Origin of the sequence: Hankyongella ginsenosidimutans, assembly GCF_005144965.1 — a bacterium.
In the GTDB taxonomy this organism is placed as follows: Bacteria; Pseudomonadota; Alphaproteobacteria; order Sphingomonadales; family Sphingomonadaceae; genus Hankyongella; species Hankyongella ginsenosidimutans.
In genome coordinates this window covers 1,537,106-1,561,805 of the sequence record NZ_CP039704.1, presented here as the reverse complement: position 1 = coordinate 1,561,805, position 24,700 = coordinate 1,537,106, and the positions used below count along the sequence as shown (strand labels likewise).

The window sequence follows — 24,700 nt, the reverse complement described above, 5'->3', positions numbered from 1 at the left end:
GTCGTCCGCCAATCGCAGGCCGGTCATCTGCCAGCGCTGAAAGGGATAGAAGAAATTCCGGTAGCTCGGGCGGCTGTGCCCTCCGGCGTCAGGCAGGAGCCGCCGCGCAGCACCATCTGGTTCGCCATGAACTTGCCGTTGTATTCGCCGATGGCACCGGCCGCCGGCCGATAGCCGGGGTAGGCCGTGTACGCACTCGCGGTCCACTGCCAGACCGCGCCAACGCCGCCGTGATGAACGGGGTCAGCCCCGGCGCTTCGGCCCCGTTCAAGGGAACAGCCGCCTGTTCCCACTCGCTTTCCAGCGGCAGGCGATGCCCGGCCCAGCGCGCATAGGCGTCCGCCTCGTAAAGCTGATGTGGCTGACCGGCCGTTCAGGGACTACCGGCTGCAGGCCATAGAGCGTCATCTGATGCCAGGCGCCATCAGCCGCCAGTTCCCAGTAACCAGGGGCGGACCAGCCTTCGCGCTCGACAGTTGCCCAGCCGTCCGAGAGCCAGAGTTCGGGCCGCCGATAGCCATCGTCCGCCATGAAGCGCAGCCAGTCCGCATTGGTGACCAGCGCACGCGCCAGCCGGTAAGGGCGCAGCAGCACATCGTGCACCGGCAGCTCGTTGTCGTAGCAGAAGCCGTTCCGCCCATAGCCGATGGCCGCGAGGCCGCCGGGAAACTCCAGCCAGTCGTCCGGCGCGGCCGCGATGGCACGGTCGCGCGGCTCCGCCGTGTAGGCGGGGCGCAGCGGGCTCTGCGCGAACAGATGCAGGATATCGGTGAGGATAAGCTCCTGGTGCTGCTGCTCGTGGTTCAGCCCCAGGATCGTCAGGCCCACGACATCCCGGCCACCGCGCGCCAGCAGGCGCGCCATCGCCGCATCGATATGGGCGCGGTAGCGGTGAATGTCGGCCAATGCCGGCCGCGTGAGCAGGCCGCGGCGCGGGCGGGCATGGCGCGGCCCGGCGGCGACATAGTAGGAGTTGAACAGAAAGTCGTACGCTGGATCGAACGCCGTGTAGGCCGGATCGTGCGCCGCGAGCACGAAGCGCTCAAAAACCAGGTCGTATGCGCCAGGTGCCATTTGGTCGGGCTGGCGTCCTCCATGGACTGAACCGTCTGGTCAGCCTCGGACAGCCCCTCGGTCAGGACAGGGTCGCAGCGCGGATGCGCGCATAATCTTCCGCCAGGTCCATGCTGCCCCTTTCGAGAGCCTGATCGGTCGCGGCTGAAGCACAGCGGCTTCACCGACAGAATGAGAACGAAATAGGCACGAAAAGGCCGGGCGGCAACCCGTTAACTTTCACGGATTGCCGATCAATGCGTCGGGTCTTTAGAAACAGACTGTTTTTCAGGCGATTGGTGGCAGCGCCGGATCGTGGCCGAACACGATATAGACAGCTCCATCGCCAGCGCCGACAGCGGAAACCGCCAGATCGGCAAGTCCGTCGTCGTTGGCGTCGCCGATGCCCTCCACGCGCTCACCGGTCCCGGCGATGCCACCGTCGATGCGCAGGATCGCTGTCGGATCGGCATTCTCGACACTGACGGTGCTGGCGAAGGTCTCATGCCCGAACACGACATAAGCCGCCCCGGCGCCCGGTTGCGGTGCGCCGATCGCCAGATCGTCGATACCATCGCCGTTGAAGTCGCCGATGAAATCGACACTCAGGCCGAACGACGTGTCGACCTCGTCGCCGGCCGTCTCGGGAACCGGCGTGAACACCACACCCGCTATGACGGGAGCGCCCGCCGCTACACCGCGCAGAACGCCATCCGCGCCGATGGTGATCGCACCGCCACTCCGGGTGCCCAGATCCTCGGCGCCGAAGATGACGGCGACCGCGCCAACACCGCCGAACGCATAGGTGTTCGGGATGCCGAGCGCGATGTCGTCGATGCCGTCGCCGTTCAGGTCGCCGACCGAGACGCTGGCACCCGCCAGCGAGAGGTCCTCGACAATGGTGATCGAGAAGCCGTCCGCACCGCCGCTGGCGGCCAGCCCGTTCGATGCGCTCGCCATCGAGCGCTGACGCTGGCCCGAAGCGTACGAAGACGCCGCCGGCCTGGTTGATGAAATCGCCGCCATCGAGGTCGCCGGGCAGCGCGATGTTCGACGACGCCGGGCTGTAATAGGGGCTGCCCAGCACGAGGTCCGGCACGCCGTCGTTGTTGATGTCGCCGCTGGCCGCATCAAGGTAGCTGATCTCGCCGAACTGGCCGTTGCCGGGAATTCGCGCGATTGCGGTCAGGTCGTCGATCCGTGCCGGGGCGTCCGGGGTGATGGCCGAGCCGTCCAGCAGGAAGGTCAGGCCGGGTCTTCGACCGGCGGCTGCCCGCCGCTGAGCGAAGCCGGGGTATCGCGCCCAGTTGCGGCCAGCACCAGCGCACCAACGCCATCGGAATCGTCCAGGTAGATCAGCGCCTCGCCGATCCGGTCGCCGCTGTCGAAGTTAATCGGCCCCTGGTTGCCGGCGATCGAGGAGATGCGCTCGAGCGTCAGAACGTCGCCCGAGCCCGGTGCGTCGTAGAGGATATAGGCGATGCCGCGCTCGCCGTCTGCAAGCGGCGCGCCGATCACAACCTCATCAAGCCGGGCGTCGCCGCCGAGATTGCCGCCGAACGCCACCGTGGTGCCGAAGCTTTCGAAGTCGCCAGTGACCGTGACGACCCGGCTGTTGCCGGCGGTCAGGTCGAAGCTGCCGGCGCTGAACGCCGCGCCCCGAGCAGGATGTAGGCGCTGCGTGCACCCGGCGCGCCGATCACCAGATCGGCGATGCCGTCGCCGTTGTAGTCGCCACCGCCACTCAGCCCTGCGCCGAGATCGGAGAGGGTCGCGCCGTTGTCCGCCAGCAGGGCAACGCCGTTCGTGCCGTCAAGCAACGCCAGCGAGACGTGCGAGGGCACGAACACGCCGCCGGACCCGCCGGAGCCGCCGCCTGTCTGGATCGTGAAGCTGATCGTCTGACGGTCGGTCGCACCGGCCTGGTCGACCGCATCGAGCACTAGCTCAACCGCTTGCGCCTGCGCGGCCGACGGGGCGATGAAGCGCAGGTTCGCCAACTGCGCGATGGTCAGGACTTCACCAACGCTGAGGGCTGTCCCGTTCGCCAGCTGGACCGTGCCGGATGCCGGCAGGGCCACGACCCGCACCTGCACACCATCGCCGGTATCGACATCGGTCGGCGCCGTCGGCGTGAAGGTCGTGGCCGAGCCGGGGCGACGGTGAGCGCCGCATCAGCGCCGGCCACCGGTGCGTCGTTGACGCCCGTCGCCGTCAGGGTCAGCGTGGTCGAGGCTGACCCGGCGCTGTTCTGGGCCGTGTAAGTGACTTGCGCCGTCGCGGTCTGGCCGGCGCCAAGCGCTTGCAGGGCAGCGCTGTTGGGCGTGAAACTGTAGCCGCCATCCGCATTGACGGTCAGCGTGCCGATGTTCAGGGCAAGTGGCGTCGCGACCCGCCGCCGCTGCCGCCGGCTATGCTCACGGCGCTGACGGCAAGCGTCGCCCCGGTGTCGTTGGTCAGCACGTTACCCGTCTGCGTGCCCGCACCCGGCGTGACGGCCAGTGTATCGGCGACAGCAGTCGGCGCGGCTGGCGGCGCTGGCGGACTGGGGTTCGCAGGCGCTGCAGGGTTGCCAGAGGGGCCAGCTTCGCCACCACCGCAGGCCGCCAGCAGCAAAGGGCTGAACAGCATGAGGGGGCCGGCCTCCAGCCGGCGACGACGCCGACGCGCCTGCAGATAGGTCTGGAACCGGGTTGCGGGATTACTGGCCATCGTGCGCTCCGAGCTGGCGACGCGAGAACAACGCCGCACGAGCCGAAAGCGCTAGGCGAACAGCCTTACCGATCCGCTAACGTTACGGGAAATCACGATCCGTTAACCGCAATCCGTCAACTGCGGTAATCCGCGTTGATGGCGATGTAGCCGTGCGTCAGATCGCAGGTGTAAACCGTCGCCGATCCAGCCCCACGCCCACGTCCGCCGCGATCTCGATCGCGCGCCCGGCCAGATGTGCGGCAACCGGTGCCTCGTCATAGCCCTCGACCCGCTGGCTGCGGGCGCAGATTTCGATGCCGCCGAACGCCACGCTCAGATTGTCCGGGTCGATCGCGGGGCCGGCTTTGCCGAGGGCCATGACGATGCGGCCCCAGTTGGCATCGCCGCCGGCGATGGCGGTCTTGACCAGCGGCGAATTGGCGATCGCCATGCCCAGCGTGCGGGCGTCATGGTTGCTGGCCGCACCGGTGACCCGGATCGTGATGAATTTCTGTGCGCCTTCGCCGTCCTTGACCACCTGATGCGCGAGCTCCAGGCACAAGGCGTCGAGCGCGGCGCGAAAGCCGGCAAGCGCCGGGTCGTCGGCCGCCGCCACCGCAGCGTTGCCCGCCGCCCCCGTGGCGAAGGCGAGGATGGTGTCCGACGTCGAGGTATCGCTGTCGACCGTGATGCAGTTGAAGCTCTTGCCGCAGGCCTGCGTCAGGCAGGGCTGCAGCACCGCATGCGGGAGCATTGCGTCGGTGAAGATGTAGCCAAGCATGGTCGCCATGTTCGGCGCGACCATCCCGGACCCCTTGACGATACCGACCAGGGTGACCGGCACGCCGTGGATCGTCGCCGTTCGGACCGCCCCTTGGGATAGGTGTCCGTGGTGGCGATGGTGCGCGCCGCAGCCTCCCAGTCGCCGGGCCGGCAGTCCGGCAGGGCCGCCAGCAGCCTGTTGGTCGGGAACGGCTCGCCGATGACGCCTGTCGCCCCGAACTGCACCTGCTCCGGCGCGCCGCCGATATGCGCGGCGACCGCCGCCATGATTTCGGCGCAGGCCGCATCGCCCTGCCGCCCGGTGCCAGCAATCGAATTGCCGGCGGCGACCAGCAGCGCGCGCGCCTGGCCGCCACTTGCCAGCATCGCTGCCCGGCTGCGCAGCACGGCGGCGCTGGCGGTCAAGGATTGCGTGAATACGCCGGCCATGGCCGTACCTGCCGCCAGCTGGACCAGCAGCACGTCGTTGCGCCCGGGCTGGTAACGAAGTCCGGCGTAGAGCACGCCGATCTCCACCCCGGCAACCGGCGGCAGAACCGGGAACTGCGCCGGCGCGAAGGGAGAAATCTCAGTGATTTTGGCCATGGCGAACCTCGTGTGCAGATGTCGATGCCCCGTACCGGATAAAGCAGCCTTGACAAAATGTTCCTATTTGGTTATTTATAGCTTATATAAATTTCCTCAAAAGGATCATTTATGACTCGTTCGCTGATCGAAAGCCTGATTGAGCCGTTGCTGGCGCGCGAAGGCAGCTATGTCGACCACCCCGATGATCGCGGCGGCGAGACCTGCTGGGGCATCACGGCGGCGGTCGCGCGCGAGCATGGCTATGACGGGCCGATGCGCGACCTGCCGCGCGCGGTCGCCAGCCGGATTTACCAACTGCACTATTGGACCCGGCCCAAGCTCGATCTGGTCGCTCCGCTGGCACCCGCAGTCGCCGCCGAGATGTTCGACACCGGCGTCAACATGGGGCCTCTTGTTGCCGTGCGCTTCCTGCAGCGCGCGCTCAACGCCATGAACCGGCGCGGCCAGGACTGGCCGGACGTCGCAGTCGACGGCCTGATCGGTCCTGCGACCCTGCATGCGCTCGAACGCTACATGGCCGTGCGCAAGGATGCGACCGTGCTGGCGCGCGCGCTCGATTGCCTGCAAGGGGCGCGCTACATCGCGCTGGCCGAGGCGCGGCCCGCCAACGAGTTTCGTCTATGGCTGGCTCGCCGCCCGCACCGGCCTGGCAGCCTGACCCATGGCGATCCTCGACCTCATCCTCGGGCCGCTGACCCGCATCATCGACAAGGTAATCCCCGACCCCAAGGCGCGGGAGGAGGCCAAGCTGGAACTGCTGCGCCTGCAGGGCAGCCAGGAACTGGAGCAGCTGAAGGCGCAAATGGCTGCGATCATCGCCGAGGCGCAGTCGGCCGACCCTGGACCAGCCGCGCCCGCCCCAGCTTCCTCTATGTCATGTATCTGCTGCTCTTGTGGTCCGTGCCGATGGGGCTGATCGCCGCCGTCCGCCCGGAGGCGGCGCAGGCGATCGCCCACGGCATGACCGCCTACCTCAATGCCCTGCCGGAGCCGCTCTATGTGCTGTTCGGGACCGGCTACCTTGGCTATACGGCGGCCCGGCAATGGGGCAAGATCAAAGGCAGCGACCGCTGACCGAGGGACCATGATGACTGACGCACACGCCATCCGCTGGCCGAACGGCGACTGGGAAGACCCGCTGCTGCTGGCGCAGAGCCTGACCGACGAGGAGCGGCAGGTGCGCGACACCGCCCGCGCCTTCGCGCAGGACAGACTGATGCCGCGCGTGCTGATGGCCAACCGCCACGAAACCTTCGACCGCGCGATCATGGAGGAATGCGGGGCGCTCGGCCTGCTTGGCGCGACGCTGAAGGGCTATGGCTGCCCCGGCGTCTCCTACGTCGCTTATGGCCTGATCGCCCGCGAGATCGAGCGTGTGGACAGTGCCTACCGCTCGGCGCTCTCGGTCCAGTCTTCGCTGGTCATGTACCCGATCTACGCCTACGGCACCGAGGAGCAGCGCCAACGCACGCTGCCCAGGCTTGCCAGCGGTGAATGGGTCGGCGCGTTCGGGCTGACCGAGCCGGACGCCGGCTCCGACCCCGCGTCGATGACCACACGGGCACGCACAATCGACGGCGGCTACCGGCTGAACGGCGCCAAGATGTGGATCACCAACGCGCCGATCGCCGACGTGTTCGTGGTCTGGGCCAAGGACGACGCCGGCGACATCCGCGGGTTCCTGCTGGAACGCGGCGACAAGGGGCTTTCCACCCCAAGATCGAAGGCAAGTTCTCGCTGCGCGCCGGGATCACCGGCGAGATCGTGATGGACGATGTGACCATCCCCGCCGACCGGCTGCTGCCGAACGTCAAAGGGCTGAAAGGGCCGTTCGGCTGCCTGAGCGCGGCGCGCTACGGCATCGCCTGGGGCGCGATGGGTGCTGCCGAATTCTGCTTCCATGCCGCCCGCCGCTACGGGCTGGAGCGCAAGCAGTTCGGCCGCCCACTGGCCGCGACCCAACTCTACCAGAAAAGCTCGCCGACATGCAGACCGAGATCGCGCTGGGCCTCACGGCCGCGCTGCAGGCCGGGCGCCTGCTCGACCAGGGCTGCTGGCGCCGGACACCATCAGCCTGCTGAAGCGCAACAATTGCGGCAAGGCGCTGGAGATCGCCCGGGTGGCGCGGGACATGCACGGCGGCAATGGCGTGTCGGACGAATATCACGTCATCCGCCACGCCATGAACCTGGAAGCCGTCAACACCTACGAAGGCACCCACGACATCCACGCGCTCATCCTGGGCCGCGCCATCACCGGCCTCGCCGCCTTCGGCTGAGGGTGAGCCGATGCGGGCTGGCAAGATCGGCTCGCGGTGAGCTGGACCAACCACGCGCCGCTCATCCTGAGCTTGACGAAGAGATGAGCGGTGCATGCGCACCTCGCGATGACGGCTGTACGCAGCAGTAGTTTTTACTTGGCGAACATCTGCTCGAAGGGGTTCGGGTCGGGCGAGTAGGCTGGCAGGAACAAGAGCCAGGCTCTGGCGGCGCGGATTGCCTAGGGCCTGGTCGGTTGAGGTTGAAGCATATGTGCTGCAACCGAGGGCGTGAATCAGGCTCTTATCAACAATTTAGACCTTGATCGTTTCAGATTGATTCAATCTGAAACGATCAAGGTCTAGGGTCAGGACTCATTAGAGCGGTTTTCGATCTGATAGAATCAGATCGCCGCTCTATGCTTTTGTTTTGCCGCGATTTCTTAACCAGAAGATGAGTCCATCTGCTTGGAAATCGCTCTAAGAATGAGGCCGTGGCGCTGGCGGCACGCGGGCGATCTGGGACAGGCTGTTGCGGACACAGAAAAGGCGGCGGACGCATGTCCACCGCCTTTCAGAATGGGCTGAGATGTCTTACGCGCGCTTGCGACGAGCAAAACCGGCCAGCGCCAGACCAGCCCCAAGCAGGGCGATGGAACCCGGCTCTGGAACGTCGCGCACCGGCTCGCCAAGCAGGGTGAACGCCAGATCGCCGTCAGCGAACACGTCGAAGTCGACCAAGCCGCCGAGCAGGCTGCGGCCGGCGTTGAAGCCGTCCGCGCCGTCCTCCGAGAACGACCAGAACCAGTCGTCGCCTTGCTGCCCGAGCTCGTTGACGATGGACAGCCAATATTGCTGGCCAGCCAGCAAGGCCGGACCTGCCACCGCAATTTCGTAGCGGAACAGCGGGTTGCCATCGACATCGCTGACGCCAAGAGCCGTCTCGGCGATATCGCCGACCGTCTGCGACCACAGCGGCGCGATGCTCGGCGCGCCCGGGAACGAAGGATCGTCGGCGTAGATGTTGACGATGAAGTTGTCCGCGCTGTTCTGCGGGTCGAAGTGGTTCCCGGCGAATACTAGGCCGGTCAGGATCGACGCTGTGCCAAGCGTGAAATTGTCGGCGACTTCATACTGGGAAAACCATTTCCGCTGTCCGAAGCGATGCCGTTCGCGCCGTCAGACACAAACAGCTGATCGAACACGGCGTTGGCGAATGCGGTTACCGGTGCCAGCGCCACCAGGCCGCCAAGCACCAATGCGTTGAGTTTACCCTTCATACTTCCCTCCAATAAACGAAACACCTGCATATAACAGGTTCCTTATAACACAATCAGGATGGCGATTCACGAAAATTATCGTGCCGGCAGCGACCCTTCAGGGAAAAAGACGCTTAATATGGCAAGATCTTGCGCAAATAAATAATACGGTCGCACAATAAATATCATAAAGACAAAGAAAAGACGGCAGCGAAATATTCGCTGCCGTCTTCTTTACTTGATATGCTTGGACGGTTAGGCGCGCTTGCGGCGAGCGAAACCAGCCAGAGCCAGACCAGCGCCGAGCAGGGCGATCGAACCTGGCTCCGGAACTTGCGTGCCATAAACCTGGAACGCGTAGTCGCCGTCAGCGAAGACGTCGAAGTCAACCGGAGCGCCCAGCAGGCTGCGACCGGCGTTGAAACCGTCAGCGCCGAACGGACCGAACGACCAGAAGAAGTCGTCGTTCTGCACGCCGAGGGTGTTCACGATCGAGATCCAGTATTGCTCACCAGCGGTGAGGATCGGACCCGACAGAGCGTCGGCTTCGTAGCGCAGCACCTGAACGCCCGCGTCGTCGAACACCACCGTATTCACGCCGGTGATCTCACCGAGGTTCGCGGTGAACAGCGGCGAGATGCTCGGCGCGCCCGGGAACGAAGGATCGTCGGCGTAGATACGAACGGTGAAGTTGTCCAGCGTCTGCTGCGACAGGCGGTTGCCCCAGAACACCAGGCCGGTCAGTTGCGAGGTGGTGGCGACCGAGAAGTTGTCAGCGGCTTCGTACTGCGAGAACGCAGCGCCGTCATCCGAAGCAATACCGGTCAGCGGCGACGACGGGGTTTGATCGAACAGCAGCGAACCCGACACGGCGGCGTTTGCCGAACCGGCGGCCAGAGCGATGGCGGCGATAGCAACAGTTTTAAACAGATCGAATTTCATTGTGATGCTCCTGTAACACAAAAATACACACACGCGATCAGCCACTAGGTAAGCAGCAATTGTGCCAACAGAAATTTACTTTTATTACAATATGTTAGGAGAATGTCACGAAAAGGTCTGTAAAATAATCCGACGATTTTGCGCATGCGAATATGACAGTTCTTAGACGAAGGCAGCCCGGACCAGCGATGGGCCAGCGCCTGCACGAACCCCGCCCATTCTTGGATAGCGACATTATATATTGCGACACTATACAAGGCTCGCGCACCGCCCTCCATGCACGGCGCCAGGCCTGCGGGTAGCGTCTCCGCTTGACGCCTCACCGCTCGCCCTGAGCTCAGACAGAAGGGCTGTGCGGCCCGCGGTTCTGCCCAAACACACAGGGGCGGCGCGAATCAGTGAAGGGCATCCCGCAACGCATCAAAAAACCGGATGCAAACACCATCCCGACGTCGCACCCAGGAACCAGATTGTTACTTTTTCGCCGGGTCACAACGCCAAAACCCACATGCACCCAGAATAATCCCCGTTCGGGCAGATTTCCGTTTACTACACGGCGGGTTTTGGGTAATGGACCCAAGGTTTCTGAGTTCAAGGTATTTTACAGGAAAGGTGACTTATGAAATTTTTGGCTTGATGGCCGCCGTTGCGCTTGGCCTCTCGGTTTCGACCGCTGCTCCGTCTTTCGCCCGCACTTCCATTGGCAACCCGAGCCCGGGTGTCACCGGTAGCTGCCAAACCTCGCCGCGCGTTCCGGGCGGCCGCAACTGCCGCGCTCCGATCCCGCCGCGCGCCAACTAATATCCTTCGGGATTAAACACGAAAAGGCCGCCTTTTGAGGCGGCTTTTGTTTTGCCGGTGCGGCTGACATCTGTTTCGCCTGCGGGGCATGCAGATGGGCGCAACCGCTCCGAATACGGTCAAATCCATCGAATTTGCGGCCGCCATCTGCTATGATTGGGGCCAAGAGTGGCTGGAAAGGCGCATTTGTGCGCGGCCTTCAGTGATTGCGGATGGGCGGCAAGATCGATATGACACCCCGATTCGATTTTGCACTGCCATATCATTTCGGGTCTAATGTTATCATGCCCGCAATCTGGAGACCGGTCTAATGGAGATCCCCGCGATTCGGCAGCCCAGTTCCAGTCATGACAACCGTCTCCTGCTCATGGCGTCGGAGCGGCTCGGGTCAGCGGGCGCTGAGCCGGAACAATCGACTGCGCCGAACGGTGTTGCGGCGCTGATTGAAGTCATCAAGCGCCGGCGCTCGGTACTGGGTGGCGCCGTGGTGCTTGGCGCGGTGCTGTCACTGCTGGCGACCGCCATGGCGGAACCGCGCTACACTGCGACGGCGCAAATTCTCGCCCTGCCCCGGTCGACGCAGGTTTTGAACTCACCGACAACAATCTGCCGACCTCTTCGGAGTCGGCGTTTGTCGACAACCAGGTCGAGATTCTGAAGTCCTCGACCCTGCTGGAGCGGCTGACGGAAAAGCTGCGCCTCAAGGACATCAACGAATTCAAGTATGTCAAGGACAGCCGTTCGCTGCTGTCTTACCTCAACCCCTGTCCTGGCTGAGAAAGGACGAGCCGGCGTCGACGATCACGCAGGACCAGGCCGAGCCCGCCACGGATCCGGCGACGGTCAAGATCATCAATCAGTTGCGCGGGCAGATTTCCATCAAGCGGGTCGGCGTGAGCCAGTTGATCAGCATCAACGCCACCTCGACATCGCCCAGGCGCGCGGCCGAGCTCGCGAACACGCTGGTCGATCTTTATCTCGTCGACCAGCTCGACACCCGGATCGACAGCATCAAGCGGACCAACAGCTGGCTCGACAGCCAGCTCGAGGATCTGCGCACGAAGCTGCAGAAAGCGGAACAGGCGGTCGAGCAATATCGCGCCGCCAACAACCTGCTGGATATCGGCGGCAAATCGATGACCGACCAGCAACGCGCGGATTTCAACAGCCAGTTGGTCAATGCGCGCGCCGACCTTGCAGAGAAGGAGGCGCGTCGGCAGCAGATGGCGGACATCCTGCAACGCGGTGGTGACGTGCAGACCCTGAACGAGGTGCTGCAGTCGGACGTCATTTCGCGTCTGCGGGCGCAGCAGGCCGAGATCGCACGTCGGCAGGCGGAACTGAGCAGCCGCTACGGCGACCTCCACCCGTCGGTCGTCAACATCAAGGCGGAAATGGCCGACGTCGAGCGCCAGATCGTCGCCGAGTCGAGGCGCATCATGTCGAACCTCGACAACGAGGCTGCAGTCGCTCGTGCCCGGCTGAACACGCTGACATCCTCGCTTGGCCAGCTCGACCGTTCGGCGGCGGTCAACGAGCGCGCGATGGTCCGGCTGGGCGAGCTGCAACGCGAGGCCAACTCAACCCGGCAACTCTATGAGAGCCTGCTTGAGGGCTACAAGAAGTCGTTCGTGCTGGGCAATTCGGACTCCGCAGATCCAGTGGCACGCAAAACCTCCGAGGCGATCGTCCCGAACCATCCCAGCTATCCCAATACCGGCGTTTTCCTGTCGATCGGCATCATTCTCTCGCTCGCCATCAGCGTTGCACTGATTGCGCTGCTGGAGGCGCTGGATCGTGGGTTCCGCTCCGCCGAGCAGGTGCAGCAGTACCTCGGGCTGCCGCACCTGTCGTCCGTCCCGCTTGTCAACAAAAGACGCTGAAGGACGCCCGCGCTGAAACCATCGTCGATTATATCACGCAGGCGCCAACCTCCATTTTCGTCGAGTCCCTGCGCAAGCTGCGCAGCTCGCTGGTCTTCTCCAACGTCGACAATCCGCCCCGCGTCATCATGGTGACCTCGTCGCTGCCGGATGAAGGAAAATCGACGCTGGCATGCGCGCTGGCGGCCTCGCTCGCCGCCTCGGGCCACAAGACGCTGCTGATCGACGCAGACATGCGCAACCCCAGCGTCGCGGGAATCATGAGCGCGGAGCCGGAGATCGGACTCCCGGAACTGCTGAGCGGCGAAGCGAGTCTGGCCGACGCCGTGGTGCGCCATGAGGGCGCGCGCCTGGACTGCATCTATAGCGTTCAAAACCGTCCAACTCCGCGGATCTGCTGGATTCGCGGGCCATGAGCGATCTGCTGGCCGGTGCGCGCAGCCGCTATGCCTATGTGATCCTCGACTGCCCGCCGGTGCTGCCGATCGTCGATCCGCTGGTTCTGGCGCGCAAGGTCGACAGCGTGGTGTTCTCCATCCGCTGGGAACTGACACCCGCGATGCCACCCTGGCGGCATTGCGCAAGCTGCGCCAGGCGGAGACCCGCGTGGCGGGCTTTGTTCTCAACGTCGTCGATCTCCAGCGCATGGCGCGCAACAGCGTCGCATATGGCGACGAAAACTATTATTCAGGCCGCTATACGAAATATTACGCCGACGGCGGGCGCGAAGACGCATGATGCAACGGCGCTGCTGACGCGCCGATGAGCGGGAAACAGGGAGAGCCATGAAACCACGAACCATTGCGGGCGGCGGTATCGCGCTGGCGGGGCGGGTCTCATGGCGCTGGGCGCGTTGACCTGGGGCCGAACTGGCAACGATGGAACGCGATTTACGCCTACGATAATTTCCTGTTCGCAGACGTTCACGACAAGACGCAGGCGGCGCAGGTCTTCGATGCATTGTTCGCAGCGAGCAAGACCACCAAGAAGGACCCGATCCTCAAGGCGAGGCTGGCCGACATCAGCCTCATCATCGCCGATCAGACGGAAGACGACCGTGCCTATGAGGCTCAGCGCGCCCTCGCCTACACCAACATCGTCTCCTCGCTGAAAGCTGCGCCGCCGCAGCCGGCGGTCTGGTACAATCTCGCGCTGGCCGAGAGCAGTGACGGCCAGATCGAGCCTGGGGTCATCAGCGCTTTCGACATGTCCATCAAGACGGGCGAGCGCTTCGGGCAACTCGTGTTTCCGCGGCTGACCTTCTGCGCCGTCCACTGGGCCGCGCTGCCTGAGGCGCAGCAGCAGCAGTGCATCGGCCAGGTTCGCCTGATCAACGGGCCGCTCAACCCTTATTGGCAGGGCTATTATTTCTCCCTGGACGCTGTGGTGCAGAGCAAGATGAACGGCTTGCTCGCCCAGGCGCATGTCGACCCGCCGGTGCCACCAGTCCAGCGACGGCAGCGGAGCGCCAGCGAGAACAAAGAGTCCTGAGCCGTATTTTCGCGCCGCCAGTCATTATGCGGCATACGTCAGCGGCCGGTAAGGGTATCGTCAAATCATAGTGTGAGGCCTGAGCGATGTTGAAGTTCCTGAAAATACAGAACCGGTGGAGCGGCTCGCGCGCGCTCACGCTCGCCGTTCTCGCCTGCTCTCTGATCGCCGGCTGCGCCAGCGCCCCGGTGGCGGCGCCAGAGACGGCGCCCCAGCAGTCCGAGGCCGAGTTTTTCAACGCCTATCGGCTTGGCGCCGGGGACAAGCTGCGCGTCATCGTGTTCGACGAAAGCCAGTTGTCCGGGAATTCACCGTCAGCGACAGCGGCCAGGTCGCCCTGCCGCTGATCGGCAATGTCGAGGCGACGGACGCCACCATCGGCGAGTTCGAGAAGCGTGTCTCGGACCGCCTGCGCCAGGGATACGTCAAGGAACCGCGCGTCAGCGTCCAGATCCTGAATTACCGGCCATTCTACATTTACGGCGAAGTCGCCAATCCGGGCGAGTATCCGTTCACGGTCGGACTGCATGCCCTGAAGGCCATCGCGACGGCAGGCGGCTACACCTACCGCGCCAACAGCAAGAAGCTGTTCATCACCCGCGGCAAGGACGGCAAGAAGGTCGAGGTAAAGGCCAGCCAGGATACGCTGATCTTCCCGGGCGACACCATCCAGGTTCCGGAGCGCTATTTCTAACCCCGGCTGAGCGAGGCGCGTCCCGCCATTTCCAACACTGGTCTTTCAACTGGGTACGCCAATGGAAACACAAGTGAAATTAACGGCAATGGCTTTTGCGCTGATCGTGCTTGCGGCCCGGCCGGCAGCGGGACAGACGATCCCCGAGGGCGTCGGGTCTGCGGACCGCCCGCGACCGGAATATGCGCCGGTCGGCGTCAGGCTCGGGTCCTTCTTTCTCTATCCGTCGCTTGCCGTCGATGCGAGCTACACCGACAACGTGTTCGCCGAGGCTGAAGACAAAAGCAGCGACGGCTTTTCACAATCGAGCCGCGCCTGCGCCTGCAATCCAACTGGGGCCGCCACGCGCTCAAGCTCTCCAGCTATTCCAGCACCCGCCGCTTCGTCGACAACGGCGGCGAAAACGCGACGGACTCAGGAATCGCAGGCAGCGGTGAATATGACATCGCCCGCAATTTCAAGCTGACGGCGGACGGCAGCTTCGAGCGTCTGTTCGAGAACCGCGCCAGCATTGACACCAACACGCAAACCCAAAACCCGATCAAATACACGGACAGCACGGTGAGGACGGGAGCCGAATTTACCGTGAACCGGCTGACCGCCGCGCTCGATTTCGGCTGGCAGAAACTGAACTACAGTGATGGAGTGGCAGGCGGACTGATCGTCGACCAGGATTTTCGGGACCGGCGGATCCTGACCGGCGCGGCGCGGCTCGATTATGAACTGTCGCCCGGCTACCAGCTCCTGCTGCGTGCGTCTTACGATGATCGCAACTACGTCCTGGATACCGATAGCCCGCAGTTCAATCCGGCGACCGACCTGGACCGCGACTCGCATGGCTATGAAATCGAGGGCGGGTTCGAGTTCGCCCTGACCCGGCTGCTGTACGGCAACGTGCGGGTCGGCTACCTGACCCAGAATTACCAGAGCGGCGCGATCGACACCGTGAACGGCATCACCTTCGGCGCCGACCTGTTGTGGAACGTCACGAGCCTGACCTCCGCGCGCCTGACCGTGGACCGCCGGGTTGTCGATACGGCCACCACCGTCTCGGCTGGCCGCCTCGTGACGCAATACGGGCTCGGCGTGGACCACGAACTGTTGCGCAACCTCATCATTTCTGCGGACGGCCAGTTCGCACGCCTGCGCTTCAACGGCCTGAACCGCACGGATACCGAGACGCTCGCCCAGCTTTCGGTCCGGTACCTGATGAACGAATATCTCTCGCTGGTGCTGACCGCCGCCCGGGAAGCACGCAACAGCCCGATCAATTTCATCGATTACCGCCGGAATACCGTGTCCCTGAATCTGAAACTTGCCCTTTAATTCCTTTCGTTGCGGAGAGCGTTATGGCGACCATACTGCGTGATTTCGAGGAAGACGCCGGGAAGCGCCAGAACAGCCTGCAGATCGAGCGGCGGCTTCTGGCGCATCTGCCCGCCTACCTTCTGGTCGCCACGATATTGGCGCTCGCTATCGCATTCGGCGGCGTCGAAGCCTGGGCGCAATCCATCGCCTGGTTCGGCGTCGGCAGCGCGGGCCTTGCGCTGGGCCTGATGCTGATGTCCCGCGTCGACCTGCCGCGCTGGGATGTCCGGCCGGTCGTCGCCCCGGGCCTGCTGTTTGTCGGCCTGCTGGTGTTCATCTCCTGCAAAGCGTGCCGGGGCTGCCGCACGGCGTGTGGCACCCGATCTGGGCGCAAGCGAGCGCGGCGCTCAGCGCCTCGCTCAGCGGCACCATCAGCGCCACCCGGGCATCACCCGCAACGCGCTCGGCTGGTATCAATATTATCTCGTGCTGTTCCTGCTGGGCTGGGCCGTCGGGCGCAACCGCGATTCCGCGGAGGCCGGCCTGAAAGCCCTGCTGGTCGTCGAGGTTGGCCTTGCCTGCTACGGCGCGTTCATACTGGCGGCCGGCAATACGGCCGTCGCCTTCGCCGAGCGGGTCGCCTATCGCGACAGCCTGACCGCGACGTTCATCAACAAGAACAGCTATGCCACCTTCGTCGGTCTGGGCGTGGTAACGGCGCTCGGCATGATTGTCTCGACGCTGCGCCGGGAAATCAACCGGGAAGATCCGTTGCACATCCAGGTGCGCACGGTGATCCAACTGCTGATCACCCGCTATTTCCTGCTGGTGCTGTGCTTCAGCGTTCTCTGCGTCGCCCTGTCCTTCACCGGATCGCGCGCCGGGGTGCTGACGACGGCGCTGGCCTGCGGGATCATGATCATCCTCGTGCTCAGCCGCCGCGGTCTGCGCATGCAGAGCCTGCTTGGCGCGGCAGCGCTGCTTGCGCTCGGCGTCGGCGGCATCATGAGCATCGCCGGCGGCCGCATGACCGAAGGGTTTACGTCCGCGTCAGCGTTCGACTCGATCGACGATCGCTCGGTCATCTACAAATCCGCCATCACCGCGTTCCACCACACGCCTCTGCTGGGCAACGGCCTGGGGTCGTTCGAATATGTGTTCACGCCCTATATTTCCGACGAGCTGATCGGCCTGCGCTCGGTTGTCGACGCACACAGTTCCTACCTTGAGAACATGATCGAACTGGGCTGGCCAGGCACGCTGGTCCTGCTTCTCAGCCTGGGGCTTCTCGCCTACGCCTGTTACAATGGCATCTATCGCCGCAAGCGTGTTCTGCCCTACAGCCTCATCGGCCTTGGCGCGACGGTTCAGGTCGGGCTGCACAGCCTGGTCGACTTCAGCCTCGAGATTCCGGCGGTTACCTCGGCCTATGTTTTGCTGCTGGCGTTCGGGGTGGCGCAGTCCACTTCCACACGCTGGCATTGATGCGGTGCAGCATAAACTATTACGGGGCTTTAACGCTGAGCTGCTCCGCAGGCACCTTGTTTTAACCATGATAATTAACGAAATTTGAATAAGAAGCGTCACAAATACGACGCCAGGGAGGATTTGTTCGTCTGGCGGGTTAACCATGGCCGCGTGCGGCGTATGGTATTTTGCATCCGCGTACGAAACTGTCATGGCATTGCAACAAAAAGTCAGAAAGTGTCGGAATTATTGACACTCGGAGCGTTGCGATGCCGCAATATCTGTCCTGAAACCGGGGAAATTCGCACGACTTGCAGTCAGCTAGCGCGCGCCCCATGCATGGCACGGTATTTGCTCATACTTTCGTCAGATAAAACAATTGTTTCTTGCTCTGAGTGTCCGTGGGTTGGTTCGCCTACAATAGCCAATTTGTTTCGGATGTTAAAGGATTCGCTTGATGTACCGCAATTCGGATAGCTACGATCTGGCTCCGGCCTTCGCCGCCGAGGCCGCACTTGCTTCGGATGTCGGCGCATGGGCCGACGTCGGCGCTGTCGCTGCCGTCGACAAGACCGGCGCTTATGTGACCCTGAAGCGCGGGATCGACATTTTCGGCGCGCTGGTCGGGCTGCTGCTGCTGTCGCCGATTTTGCAGCGGCTGCGCTCGCCGTATGGATGACCGACAAGGGTCCGATCTTCTACCGCCAAAGCGCATTGGCCGTGGCGGCCGCATCATCAAGGTCGCCAAGTTCCGCTCGATGGTCGTCGACTCCGCTGAGCGCCTTGAGCGCTTCCTGTCGCAGAACCCGGAGGCCCGCGCCGAGTGGAATGCGACCCGCAAGCTGAAGAACGATCCGCGGATCACCAAGGTTGGTCACTTCCTGCGCCTCTCCAGCATCGATGAGCTGCCGCAGCTCTGGAATGTCCTGGTCGGCGACATGAGCCTCATCGGCCCGCGCCCGGTCGTGAAGGACGAGCTGGACACCTACTATCGCAGCCGCCGCGTCTATTACTACGCGGTGCGCCCGGGCATCACCGGCCTGTGGCAGGTCAGCGGCCGGAATGACACCACCTACGAGCAGCGCGTTCAGCTTGATTGCACCTATGTGCGCAAGCTCTCGCTCTGGACCGATGTTTCCATCCTGCTGCGCACCCTGCCGGCAGTTCTTAAATCCAGCGGCGCTTACTAACTCTATCCGACAACCTCATCCAAGGGACGCCCGCACAGACCCTGTGCGGGCGTTTCCTGTTCAGGACAAATTGTGGCGCAGCAATTCCCGCGCGATGATCACCCGCATGATCTGGTTGGTGCCCTCGAGGATCTGGTGCACCCGCAGGTCGCGCAGGAAGCGTTCGACCGCAAAATCCTGCAGATAGCCGTAGCCGCCATGCAGTTGCAGGGCGTCGTTGACGACCTTGAAGCCGACATCGGTCGCCAGGCGCTTGGCCATCGCGGCGAACATGGTGCGGTCTGCAGCACCCGCAGAGACCTTGGCCGCAGCGGTGTACAGCAGGCAGCGCGCGGCCTCCAGCTCGGTCGCCATGTCTGCGAGCATGAATTGGGTGTTCTGGAACTCGCCGATCGCCTTGCCGAACTGCCGGCGCTCGCGGGTATAGCGGATCGCGTCCTCCAGGCACCGCTGCGCGCCGCCAAGCGAGCAGGCGCCGATGTTCAGCCGCCCACCGTCCAACCCGCGCATGGCGATCTTGAAGCCTTCGCCTTCCGAACCGAGCAGGTTGCCGACCGGCACCTTCACATCGTCGAAGCTGACGACAGCGGTCGGCTGCGAGCGCCAGCCGAGCTTGCGCTCCGGTGCGCCGAACGAGACGCCCGGCCAGTCCTTTTCCACGATCAGGCAGGAGATGCCGGCAGGCGATGCGTCGCCCGTGCGGCACATCACGGCGTAGATATCGCTGACCCCGGCGCCGGAGATGAACGCCTTGGAGCCGGTCAGGCGATAATGATCGCCGTCACGCACGGCGCGGCTGCTTAGCGCTGCAGCGTCGGACCCCGAGCCGGGTTCGGTCAGGCAGTAGCTCGCGAAATGCTCCATGGTGACCAGGCTCGGCAGGTACCGCGCCTTGAGATCGGGCGAGCCGACGCTGTCGATCATCCAGCTGACCATGTTGTGGATGGAGATGAACGCCGAGGTCGAGGGGCAGCCGTACGCCATTGCCTCCATGACAAGCGCGGCTTCCAGCCGCCCGAGGCCGGCACCGCCCGACTCTTCCGACACATAGATTGCGCCAAAGCCGAGCTCTGCCGCCTTGCGGATCGTGTCGACCGGGAAGAAATGGTCGCGGTCCCAGTCGGCTGCATGGGGGTGATGTGGTCTGCGGTGAAGCGGGCCGCGGCATCCTGGATCGCCAGTTGATCTTCAGTGAGCGCGAATTGATGGGTCATGGGAATATCAGTCCTGCGTGATGATGGCTTCGGCCTCGATTTCCACCAGCCAATCCGAGCGGATGAGTCCTGAAACGGCCAGCGCGGTCGCAGCCGGCTGGATCGAGCCGAATAGCTCACCATGGGCGCGTGCAACCTCGGGCCAGGCGTCGAGCCGGGTCAGATAGAGGCGCGTGCGCACGATGTGGCTGAGCGTACCGCCCAGTTCGCGGACCGCCGCCTCGATAATCTCGAAACAGCGCTTGGTTTGGCCATAGGCATCGCCCGGGCAGGCGGTCGAACCGTCCGGCGCGAGCGGCGCCGTGCCGGAGACGTGAACGATATCCCCACCCGGATCGCACGGCAAAACCCGATCTGGGACTCATAGGGTGAACCGGAAAAACGCGTTGACGCATAGCGCTACTCCCCTTGTGGTTTTCCATTGCGGCAATTTTCGTTCACCGTATCTGCTCGTGCTTGACGCGGCAACGGGGCGCATCGGCGCTGTTTCCGGCTCGTGGACGATTTTTCGCATGAACGCCCGCATAAGATCGCTACATACGTGCCGATGCGGACTATCCATGATGTCGCCATTCTCGGCGCGGGCGTCGTCGGCGTGAGCACAGCCTACTGGGCGGCGCGCGAGGGCCTGTCCGCCATTGTCGTCGACGCGCGGGACAGCCCGGCGCAGGAGACGAGCTTCGCCAACGGCGGCCAGATTTCCGTGAGCCACGCAGAGCCATGGGCGAGTCCGCGCGTCTGGCGCCTGATCGCACCGGCGCTGTTCGACCCGCAGGCCTCGATTCGCGTGCGCTTGAACCGCGATCCCCGGCAGTGGCGCTGGCTGCTGATCTTTCTTGCAGAGTCGCTGCCGGCGCGATTCGCACAGCGCGCCGATACGCTGCTGGCGCTGGCCATCGAGAGCGCGCAGGCACTGGACGCGATGCAGCAGGACCTCGGTTTCGATGCTGCGCCGGGGCGCGGCATCCTGCACCTCCACGATACGGCGGCCGAAGCGAAGGCGTGGCGGGAGATCGGCAGCCGTCTCCATCGCGCCGGGTGGCCGACGCAAAGCCTCGGCCCAGCGGAGGCCCTGACCTTGGAGCCGGCGCTCGCCACCGGCGACTCCCGCCTCTACGCTGCAACCTATGCACCGGGCGACCGCTTCGGCGATGCGCACGCGTTCGCCAAACGCCTGGCCGACGCCAGCGCGCGCCACGGCGTCGACTACCGCTACAACAGCCGGGTTACGGACCTGGCCCCGGAAGGCGGCGCTTGGCGCATTCATATGGAGCAGGGCGGTCAGCCAGCGGAGCTTCGCGCACGCCATGTCGTCGTCGCGCTCGGCTGCGGGTCCGCGCCGCTGCTGGCGCGGCTTGGCCTGTCCGTGCCAATCGCCCCGGCGCAGGGCTACTCCATCACGGTGCCGATCGCGCATGCCAATGGCACACCGCGACTGAGCGTGACGGACGAGGCGAATCGTCTGGTGATTTCCCCTTGGCGACGTGCTGCGCGTGGCGGGGTTTCTCGACCTCGGCTGGCGCGACGCGGAACCGCCGCCGGATCGCATCGCGCGGATGATCGCGCTGGCGCAGCGGCGCTTTCCGGCTGCCGGCGACTATGCGGCGGCGCGCCCTGGGTCGGCCATCGACCCGTCACCCCGGGCAACCTGCCGCTGGTCGGCGGAACCGGGCTGCCCGGCCTCTGGCTCAACGCCGGCCATGGCACGCTGGGCTGGACCCTGGCTGCCGGCAGCGCCCGACGGCTCGCCAAGATGCTGAAAAGCGCAGATTAAGCCGGAGATAAAGAAACTTGCTTGCGTTTACCACGGAAACGCTTGACCTCATCTCGCGCATGCACAAAAGGATGGTGCGGGCGGCTGAAGGGCTTGAGATGCAGCATTTCGGACCTCGCCCTCGAAAACGAATGGCTTGGTGAGAGCGGCTTCTATCGGGAAGATAGTTACAGTTGTCACCGAGATTGTGATTGTGAATGTTTTATTACGTATACGCCTGCTTTTATTAATCTTTGCATATGCCGTTTCGTCAGCCGGCCTTTCTTGACGGCCATCGCACCGTGACAGGGTAAAATCGATGACTTCCACGACTGCCCAACCCGCCCAGACGACAGTGCGCCGCCCGGATATCCTGGAGTACGCCCGTCGCTTCAACGACCCCGCCGCGCGCCGCCCTTCGACGCTGTCCGCGCACCTGCGCGCGCTGGAGGCGGAGTCGATCTTCATCATGCGCGAAGTCGCCTCCGAGTTCGCCAATCCGGTGCTGCTCTATTCGATCGGCAAGGACTCGTCGGTCATGCTGCACCTGGCGATGAAGGCGTTCTGGCCGAGCCTGCCGCCGTTCCCGCTGATGCACATTGCGACCGGCTGGGACTTCAGCGACATGATCGTCCATCGCGACGAACTGACCGAAGCGCTTGGCCTGCGGCTGATCGTGCAGTCGAACCATGATGCCGCCGCCTCCGGCCGCACGCCGTTCAACACCGACAGCCGCGAGTGGGCGCGCCTGATGCTGATCGACGCGCTGAAGGCCGGCATGGACGCCAACGGCTTCGATGCCGCGTTCGGCGGCGGCCGGCGCGACGAGGAAAGAGCCGCGCCAAGGAGCGCGTGTTCTCGTTCCGCTCCGCCGGCCACACCTGGGACCCGCGCAACCAGCGCCCGGAGCTCTGGAACCTTTACAACACCCGCGTCGCCAAGGGCGAGACGATCCGCGTGTTCCCGCTGTCCAACTGGACCGAGTTCGACATCTGGGAATACATCCGGCTCGAGGCCATTCCGGTGGTGCCGCTTTACTTCGCCCAGACGCGCCCGGTCGTCGATCGCAACGGCGTGCTGCTGATGGTCGACGACGACCGCATGGAATACCGCCCCGGCGAGGCGACCACCGACACCCTGGTGCGGTTCCGCACGCTGGGCGACTGGCCGCTGTCCGGGTGCATCGAGTCGGATGCCGCATCGGTCGAGCAGGTGATCGCGGAGATGCTCTCGGCGCGCACCTCGGAACGCCAGGGCCGCCTGGTCGACTCCGATGAAGCGGCGTCGATGGAAAAGAAGAAGCGCGAGGGATATTTCTGATGACCAGCCAAGCACGAGCCGAAGCGATCGCCCAGCGCGCCGAGCAGGCCGCCAAGGGCCTGCTGCGCTTCCTGACCTGCGGATCAGTTGATGACGGCAAGTCGACGCTGATCGGCCGTCTGCTCTATGACACCAAGTTGATCATGGAAGACCAGTTGCTGGCGCTGGAGAACGACTCCAAGAAACACGGCACGGTCGGCGAAGACATCGACTTCGCCCTGCTGGTCGACGGCCTGGAGGCCGAGCGCGAGCAAGGCATCACCATCGACGTCGCCTACCGCTTCTTCTCGACCGCCAAGCGTTCCTTCATCGTCGCCGATACGCCAGGCCACGTGCAGTATTCGCGCAACATGGCGACCGGGGCCTCGAATTCCGACCTCGCGATTATCCTGATCGATGCGCGCAAGGGCGTGCTGACCCAGACCCTGCGCCACAGCTACATCGCCTATCTGCTGGGCCTGAAGCACGTGGTGCTGGCCGTCAACAAGATGGACCTGGTCGATTTCGACCAGCAGGTGTTCGATGCGATCGTCGCCGACTACAAGGCCAAGACCGCGGAGCTGCATTTCCCCGATCTGATCGCCATTCCGATGTCCGCGCGCTTCGGCGACAATGTGACCGGCCGCACGGAGCGGTGCAGCTGGTATGATGGCCCGACCCTGCTGGAGCATCTGGAAGTCGTGGATGTCAGCGATCATGCGGACGACCAGCCGTTCCGCATGCCGGTGCAGTGGGTCAACCGCCCGCACCTGGATTTCCGCGGCTTCTGCGGCACCGTCGCCAGCGGCTCGGTATCGGTCGGTGACGCGATCGTGGTCGCCAATTCGGGCCGCCCTTCGACCGTGCGCCGCATCGTGACCACGGACGCCGACCTTGCGACCGCGCACGCCGGCGACGCGGTCACCATCCTGCTTGTCGACAATGTGCTGTGCAGCGCGACGGAGGTCGCGCAGCGGCGCATCTGTCGGAGCGCGTAAGCACCGAGCAGAAGCTTTCATCGCTCTGAACGAGATCGGCGTGTGCAACCTGAAGCGCGAACCGCAAGCGCGGATCGATCGACCGGTGGATTCGCGCGCATCACCACCAGCTGTCGATGTGGCGGCCCAGACGCCGCGAGGTTCTCGGCGTCGCCATCGCCAACCGGTCAAGGACCTGTACATACCTTCGTTCGACCGTTCACCTCGAACAGCGAAGTCGGCTTTCCTGGTCATGCGCTCGGACTGGTGCGCAGGAGCGCCGGAGAGCGACGCAAGGGCAACCGGGCGAGCTCGTCGCACGATGCTACCAGCTTTACGACTCTGAAGCACTGAGCGACGCAATATTGCGGCAGCGACTCTCGCCCTGGCGAGCGCACTGCGACGATCTCTGGTGTCGCCGGTGCGCGAGCCGCCGCGTGTGAGACGGCTGGTGTCTCACTAGCCTGGTGACATGACGGCCGGATCGGCCGCACCGCAACTCCGCGTTCGCCGAAGGCGCTGCGAAATTCGCCGGAAATCGAGAATCGCCAGCCGGCTATGATCGGAGCCGCTGAAGTCAGGTCGTTCCGGCTGTTTCCGCGCTTCGCAGGTGCATGGTGCTGCTGTTTGACGATCTGAAAGCGGACGCGTCGCCGATTTCGGCCGCCAGCTATGCCGAGGCGGTGCCGACGTCGATTTCGATGCAACCCTGCCTTACACGGAAAAAGCTTGAGCTGCGGCTCGACCCGCCAACCCGCCTTGTTCTGGGCACTGCGACAGGTCGGCTGGGGCCTGCGCGCCGTCGGCTTCGCGACCATCGTCGGGGCGGTGAAATACCACCCGCTGTTCAAGAAGCTGTTCTTCAAGCCGTCCGCCGCCAAGGAAAACGAGGGCGGGCCGACTGCCGAGCATCTGGCCCGGCTGCGCGCCGACTTCCGTCAGACCGTCGACGAGGTGGAGGCGCTGCTGGGGCGCAATCTCGACTCCTGGCGCAACACCGAAGAGAGCAAGATGGAGCAGGCGGCGGCATGAGCGCGGGGAAACCCT

The 24,700-nt window shown here is 64.2% G+C and carries 24 protein-coding genes and 9 pseudogenes; 20 read left to right on the top strand and 13 right to left on the bottom strand.

Annotation, left to right across the window (positions count from 1 at the left end; genetic code table 11):
• Positions 1-88: 88 nt before the first annotated feature.
• From E6W36_RS22000 to argJ, 8 genes and pseudogenes are all read right to left on the bottom strand, one after another.
• Positions 89-319, bottom strand: a pseudogene (locus tag E6W36_RS22000) (hypothetical protein); the annotation flags it as partial.
• Entirely contained in the window at positions 268-864 is a 597-nt protein-coding gene (locus E6W36_RS21995; RefSeq protein ID WP_342776866.1) for an SUMF1/EgtB/PvdO family nonheme iron enzyme, read from the bottom strand. The gene E6W36_RS21995 and the pseudogene E6W36_RS22000, both read right to left, overlap by 52 nt.
• A 477-nt stretch (positions 865-1,341) precedes the next feature.
• Positions 1,342-2,013 carry an integrin alpha gene (locus E6W36_RS09140; protein ID WP_425459725.1) on the bottom strand — a complete coding sequence of 224 codons (672 nt, stop codon included), beginning with the start codon at positions 2,011-2,013 and terminating at the stop codon, positions 1,342-1,344.
• Positions 2,014-2,298: 285 nt separating this feature from the next.
• The gene (locus E6W36_RS09130; RefSeq protein WP_222872386.1) at positions 2,299-2,619 is read right to left on the bottom strand and encodes a hypothetical protein; all 321 of its coding nucleotides are present in this window, start codon (positions 2,617-2,619) and stop codon (positions 2,299-2,301) included.
• 59 nt (positions 2,620-2,678) lie between these two features.
• Positions 2,679-3,149: an integrin alpha gene (locus tag E6W36_RS09125; protein WP_222872385.1), complete on the bottom strand. Its 471-nt coding sequence runs from the start codon at positions 3,147-3,149 to the stop codon at positions 2,679-2,681.
• Entirely contained in the window at positions 3,065-3,412 is a 348-nt protein-coding gene (locus E6W36_RS23295; protein WP_425459724.1) for a VCBS domain-containing protein, read from the bottom strand. Before E6W36_RS23295 ends, E6W36_RS09125 begins: the two co-directional genes overlap by 85 nt.
• Positions 3,413-3,423: 11 nt before the next feature.
• Entirely contained in the window at positions 3,424-3,765 is a 342-nt protein-coding gene (locus tag E6W36_RS09115) for a hypothetical protein (RefSeq protein WP_222872384.1), read from the bottom strand.
• A 116-nt stretch (positions 3,766-3,881) separates the two neighbouring features.
• Positions 3,882-5,115 (bottom strand): annotated as a pseudogene (gene argJ, locus E6W36_RS09110) (bifunctional glutamate N-acetyltransferase/amino-acid acetyltransferase ArgJ).
• A gap of 111 nt (positions 5,116-5,226) precedes the next feature.
• On the opposite strand from argJ, the pseudogene E6W36_RS09105 reads away from it, so the two are divergent.
• The 5 genes and pseudogenes from E6W36_RS09105 to E6W36_RS23280 all read left to right on the top strand — a co-directional run bounded on the left by E6W36_RS09105 (position 5,227) and on the right by E6W36_RS23280 (position 7,396).
• Positions 5,227-5,776: pseudogene (locus tag E6W36_RS09105) on the top strand (glycoside hydrolase family 108 protein).
• A 3-nt stretch (positions 5,777-5,779) separates the two neighbouring features.
• Positions 5,780-6,192, top strand: a pseudogene (locus tag E6W36_RS09100) (holin family protein).
• 10 nt (positions 6,193-6,202) lie between these two features.
• Positions 6,203-6,886 carry an acyl-CoA dehydrogenase family protein gene (locus E6W36_RS23290; protein ID WP_246047457.1) on the top strand — a complete coding sequence of 228 codons (684 nt, stop codon included), beginning with the start codon at positions 6,203-6,205 and terminating at the stop codon, positions 6,884-6,886.
• Positions 6,886-7,032: pseudogene (locus E6W36_RS23285) on the top strand (acyl-CoA dehydrogenase); the annotation flags it as partial. The gene E6W36_RS23290 and the pseudogene E6W36_RS23285, both read left to right, overlap by 1 nt.
• A gap of 205 nt (positions 7,033-7,237) precedes the next feature.
• Positions 7,238-7,396 carry an acyl-CoA dehydrogenase family protein gene (locus tag E6W36_RS23280; RefSeq protein WP_425459622.1) on the top strand — a complete coding sequence of 53 codons (159 nt, stop codon included), beginning with the start codon at positions 7,238-7,240 and terminating at the stop codon, positions 7,394-7,396.
• A 573-nt stretch (positions 7,397-7,969) separates the two neighbouring features.
• On the opposite strand, the gene E6W36_RS09090 is transcribed toward E6W36_RS23280, so the two are convergent.
• The 3 genes from E6W36_RS09090 to E6W36_RS09080 all read right to left on the bottom strand — a co-directional run bounded on the left by E6W36_RS09090 (position 7,970) and on the right by E6W36_RS09080 (position 9,576).
• A complete protein-coding gene (locus E6W36_RS09090) occupies positions 7,970-8,260 on the bottom strand; it encodes a PEP-CTERM sorting domain-containing protein (RefSeq protein WP_222872383.1) in 291 nt (96 codons plus the stop codon).
• A gap of 203 nt (positions 8,261-8,463) precedes the next feature.
• Positions 8,464-8,685 carry a hypothetical protein gene (locus E6W36_RS09085; protein ID WP_222872382.1) on the bottom strand — a complete coding sequence of 74 codons (222 nt, stop codon included), beginning with the start codon at positions 8,683-8,685 and terminating at the stop codon, positions 8,464-8,466.
• A 204-nt stretch (positions 8,686-8,889) separates the two neighbouring features.
• On the bottom strand, positions 8,890-9,576 hold the full coding sequence (locus E6W36_RS09080; protein WP_222872381.1) for a PEP-CTERM sorting domain-containing protein: 687 nt from the start codon (positions 9,574-9,576) through the stop codon (positions 8,890-8,892).
• Positions 9,577-10,744: 1,168 nt separating this feature from the next.
• Here E6W36_RS09080 and E6W36_RS09075 point away from each other — a divergent pair.
• The 11 genes and pseudogenes from E6W36_RS09075 to E6W36_RS09025 all read left to right on the top strand — a co-directional run bounded on the left by E6W36_RS09075 (position 10,745) and on the right by E6W36_RS09025 (position 18,410).
• On the top strand, positions 10,745-11,035 hold the full coding sequence (locus tag E6W36_RS09075) for a Wzz/FepE/Etk N-terminal domain-containing protein (protein WP_222872380.1): 291 nt from the start codon (positions 10,745-10,747) through the stop codon (positions 11,033-11,035).
• 202 nt (positions 11,036-11,237) lie between these two features.
• Entirely contained in the window at positions 11,238-12,260 is a 1,023-nt protein-coding gene (locus E6W36_RS09070) for a GumC family protein (protein ID WP_222872379.1), read from the top strand.
• 128 nt (positions 12,261-12,388) lie between these two features.
• Complete coding sequence (locus E6W36_RS09065) at positions 12,389-12,676, top strand: nucleotide-binding protein (RefSeq protein ID WP_222872378.1); 288 nt, start codon at positions 12,389-12,391, stop codon at positions 12,674-12,676.
• A complete protein-coding gene (locus E6W36_RS09060) occupies positions 12,673-13,026 on the top strand; it encodes a P-loop NTPase family protein (RefSeq protein ID WP_222872377.1) in 354 nt (117 codons plus the stop codon). The genes E6W36_RS09065 and E6W36_RS09060 overlap by 4 nt, the downstream gene beginning before the upstream one ends.
• Before the next feature lie 35 nt (positions 13,027-13,061).
• The gene (locus E6W36_RS09055) at positions 13,062-13,751 is read left to right on the top strand and encodes a hypothetical protein (RefSeq protein ID WP_222872376.1); all 690 of its coding nucleotides are present in this window, start codon (positions 13,062-13,064) and stop codon (positions 13,749-13,751) included.
• Between the two features lie 115 nt (positions 13,752-13,866).
• Positions 13,867-14,445, top strand: a complete 579-nt coding sequence (locus E6W36_RS09050) for a polysaccharide biosynthesis/export family protein (protein WP_222872375.1) — start codon at positions 13,867-13,869, stop codon at positions 14,443-14,445.
• A gap of 61 nt (positions 14,446-14,506) precedes the next feature.
• Positions 14,507-14,725: pseudogene (locus E6W36_RS20615) on the top strand (outer membrane beta-barrel protein); the annotation flags it as partial.
• 23 nt (positions 14,726-14,748) lie between these two features.
• Positions 14,749-15,771: an outer membrane beta-barrel protein gene (locus E6W36_RS18630; protein WP_342776865.1), complete on the top strand. Its 1,023-nt coding sequence runs from the start codon at positions 14,749-14,751 to the stop codon at positions 15,769-15,771.
• 354 nt (positions 15,772-16,125) lie between these two features.
• Positions 16,126-17,238, top strand: a complete 1,113-nt coding sequence (locus E6W36_RS09035; RefSeq protein WP_222872372.1) for an O-antigen ligase family protein — start codon at positions 16,126-16,128, stop codon at positions 17,236-17,238.
• Positions 17,239-17,677: 439 nt separating this feature from the next.
• Entirely contained in the window at positions 17,678-17,899 is a 222-nt protein-coding gene (locus E6W36_RS09030) for a hypothetical protein (RefSeq protein WP_222872371.1), read from the top strand.
• Positions 17,892-18,410, top strand: coding sequence for a sugar transferase (locus E6W36_RS09025; protein ID WP_222872370.1), 519 nt, complete (start codon positions 17,892-17,894; stop codon positions 18,408-18,410). The genes E6W36_RS09030 and E6W36_RS09025 overlap by 8 nt, the downstream gene beginning before the upstream one ends.
• A 60-nt stretch (positions 18,411-18,470) precedes the next feature.
• Here E6W36_RS09025 and E6W36_RS09020 read toward each other — a convergent pair.
• Positions 18,471-19,624, bottom strand: a pseudogene (locus E6W36_RS09020) (acyl-CoA dehydrogenase family protein).
• Between the two features lie 7 nt (positions 19,625-19,631).
• Positions 19,632-19,970 carry a RidA family protein gene (locus E6W36_RS09015; protein WP_246047455.1) on the bottom strand — a complete coding sequence of 113 codons (339 nt, stop codon included), beginning with the start codon at positions 19,968-19,970 and terminating at the stop codon, positions 19,632-19,634.
• Positions 19,971-20,171: 201 nt separating this feature from the next.
• Here E6W36_RS09015 and E6W36_RS09010 point away from each other — a divergent pair, with 201 nt between their 5' ends.
• From E6W36_RS09010 to E6W36_RS08995, 4 genes and pseudogenes are all read left to right on the top strand, one after another.
• On the top strand, positions 20,172-21,398 hold the full coding sequence (locus E6W36_RS09010; RefSeq protein ID WP_246048299.1) for an FAD-dependent oxidoreductase: 1,227 nt from the start codon (positions 20,172-20,174) through the stop codon (positions 21,396-21,398).
• 448 nt (positions 21,399-21,846) lie between these two features.
• A pseudogene (cysD, locus tag E6W36_RS09005) lies at positions 21,847-22,697 on the top strand (sulfate adenylyltransferase subunit CysD).
• Positions 22,697-23,644: pseudogene (locus E6W36_RS09000) on the top strand (sulfate adenylyltransferase subunit 1); the annotation flags it as partial. The pseudogenes cysD and E6W36_RS09000, both read left to right, overlap by 1 nt.
• A 768-nt stretch (positions 23,645-24,412) precedes the next feature.
• Positions 24,413-24,685 carry a hypothetical protein gene (locus E6W36_RS08995; RefSeq protein WP_222872367.1) on the top strand — a complete coding sequence of 91 codons (273 nt, stop codon included), beginning with the start codon at positions 24,413-24,415 and terminating at the stop codon, positions 24,683-24,685.
• Positions 24,686-24,700 lie beyond the last annotated feature (15 nt).

Bases quoted from the DNA above. Each gene is read 5' to 3' on its own strand.
- E6W36_RS09065 (WP_222872378.1), top strand. From the start codon at position 12,389: ATGGTGACCTCGTCGCTGCCGGATGAAGGAAAATCGACGCTGGCATGC.
- E6W36_RS09080 (WP_222872381.1), bottom strand. From the start codon at position 9,576: ATGAAATTCGATCTGTTTAAAACTGTTGCTATCGCCGCCATCGCTCTG.
- E6W36_RS09140 (WP_425459725.1), bottom strand. From the start codon at position 2,013: ATGGCGAGCGCATCGAACGGGCTGGCCGCCAGCGGCGGTGCGGACGGC.
- E6W36_RS09060 (WP_222872377.1), top strand. From the start codon at position 12,673: ATGAGCGATCTGCTGGCCGGTGCGCGCAGCCGCTATGCCTATGTGATC.
- E6W36_RS09025 (WP_222872370.1), top strand. From the start codon at position 17,892: ATGGATGACCGACAAGGGTCCGATCTTCTACCGCCAAAGCGCATTGGC.
- E6W36_RS09085 (WP_222872382.1), bottom strand. From the start codon at position 8,685: ATGCAGGTGTTTCGTTTATTGGAGGGAAGTATGAAGGGTAAACTCAAC.
- E6W36_RS23290 (WP_246047457.1), top strand. From the start codon at position 6,203: ATGATGACTGACGCACACGCCATCCGCTGGCCGAACGGCGACTGGGAA.
- E6W36_RS09115 (WP_222872384.1), bottom strand. From the start codon at position 3,765: ATGGCCAGTAATCCCGCAACCCGGTTCCAGACCTATCTGCAGGCGCGT.
- E6W36_RS09030 (WP_222872371.1), top strand. From the start codon at position 17,678: ATGTACCGCAATTCGGATAGCTACGATCTGGCTCCGGCCTTCGCCGCC.
- E6W36_RS21995 (WP_342776866.1), bottom strand. From the start codon at position 864: ATGGCGCGCCTGCTGGCGCGCGGTGGCCGGGATGTCGTGGGCCTGACG.
- E6W36_RS09010 (WP_246048299.1), top strand. From the start codon at position 20,172: ATGCGGACTATCCATGATGTCGCCATTCTCGGCGCGGGCGTCGTCGGC.
- E6W36_RS09075 (WP_222872380.1), top strand. From the start codon at position 10,745: ATGGCGTCGGAGCGGCTCGGGTCAGCGGGCGCTGAGCCGGAACAATCG.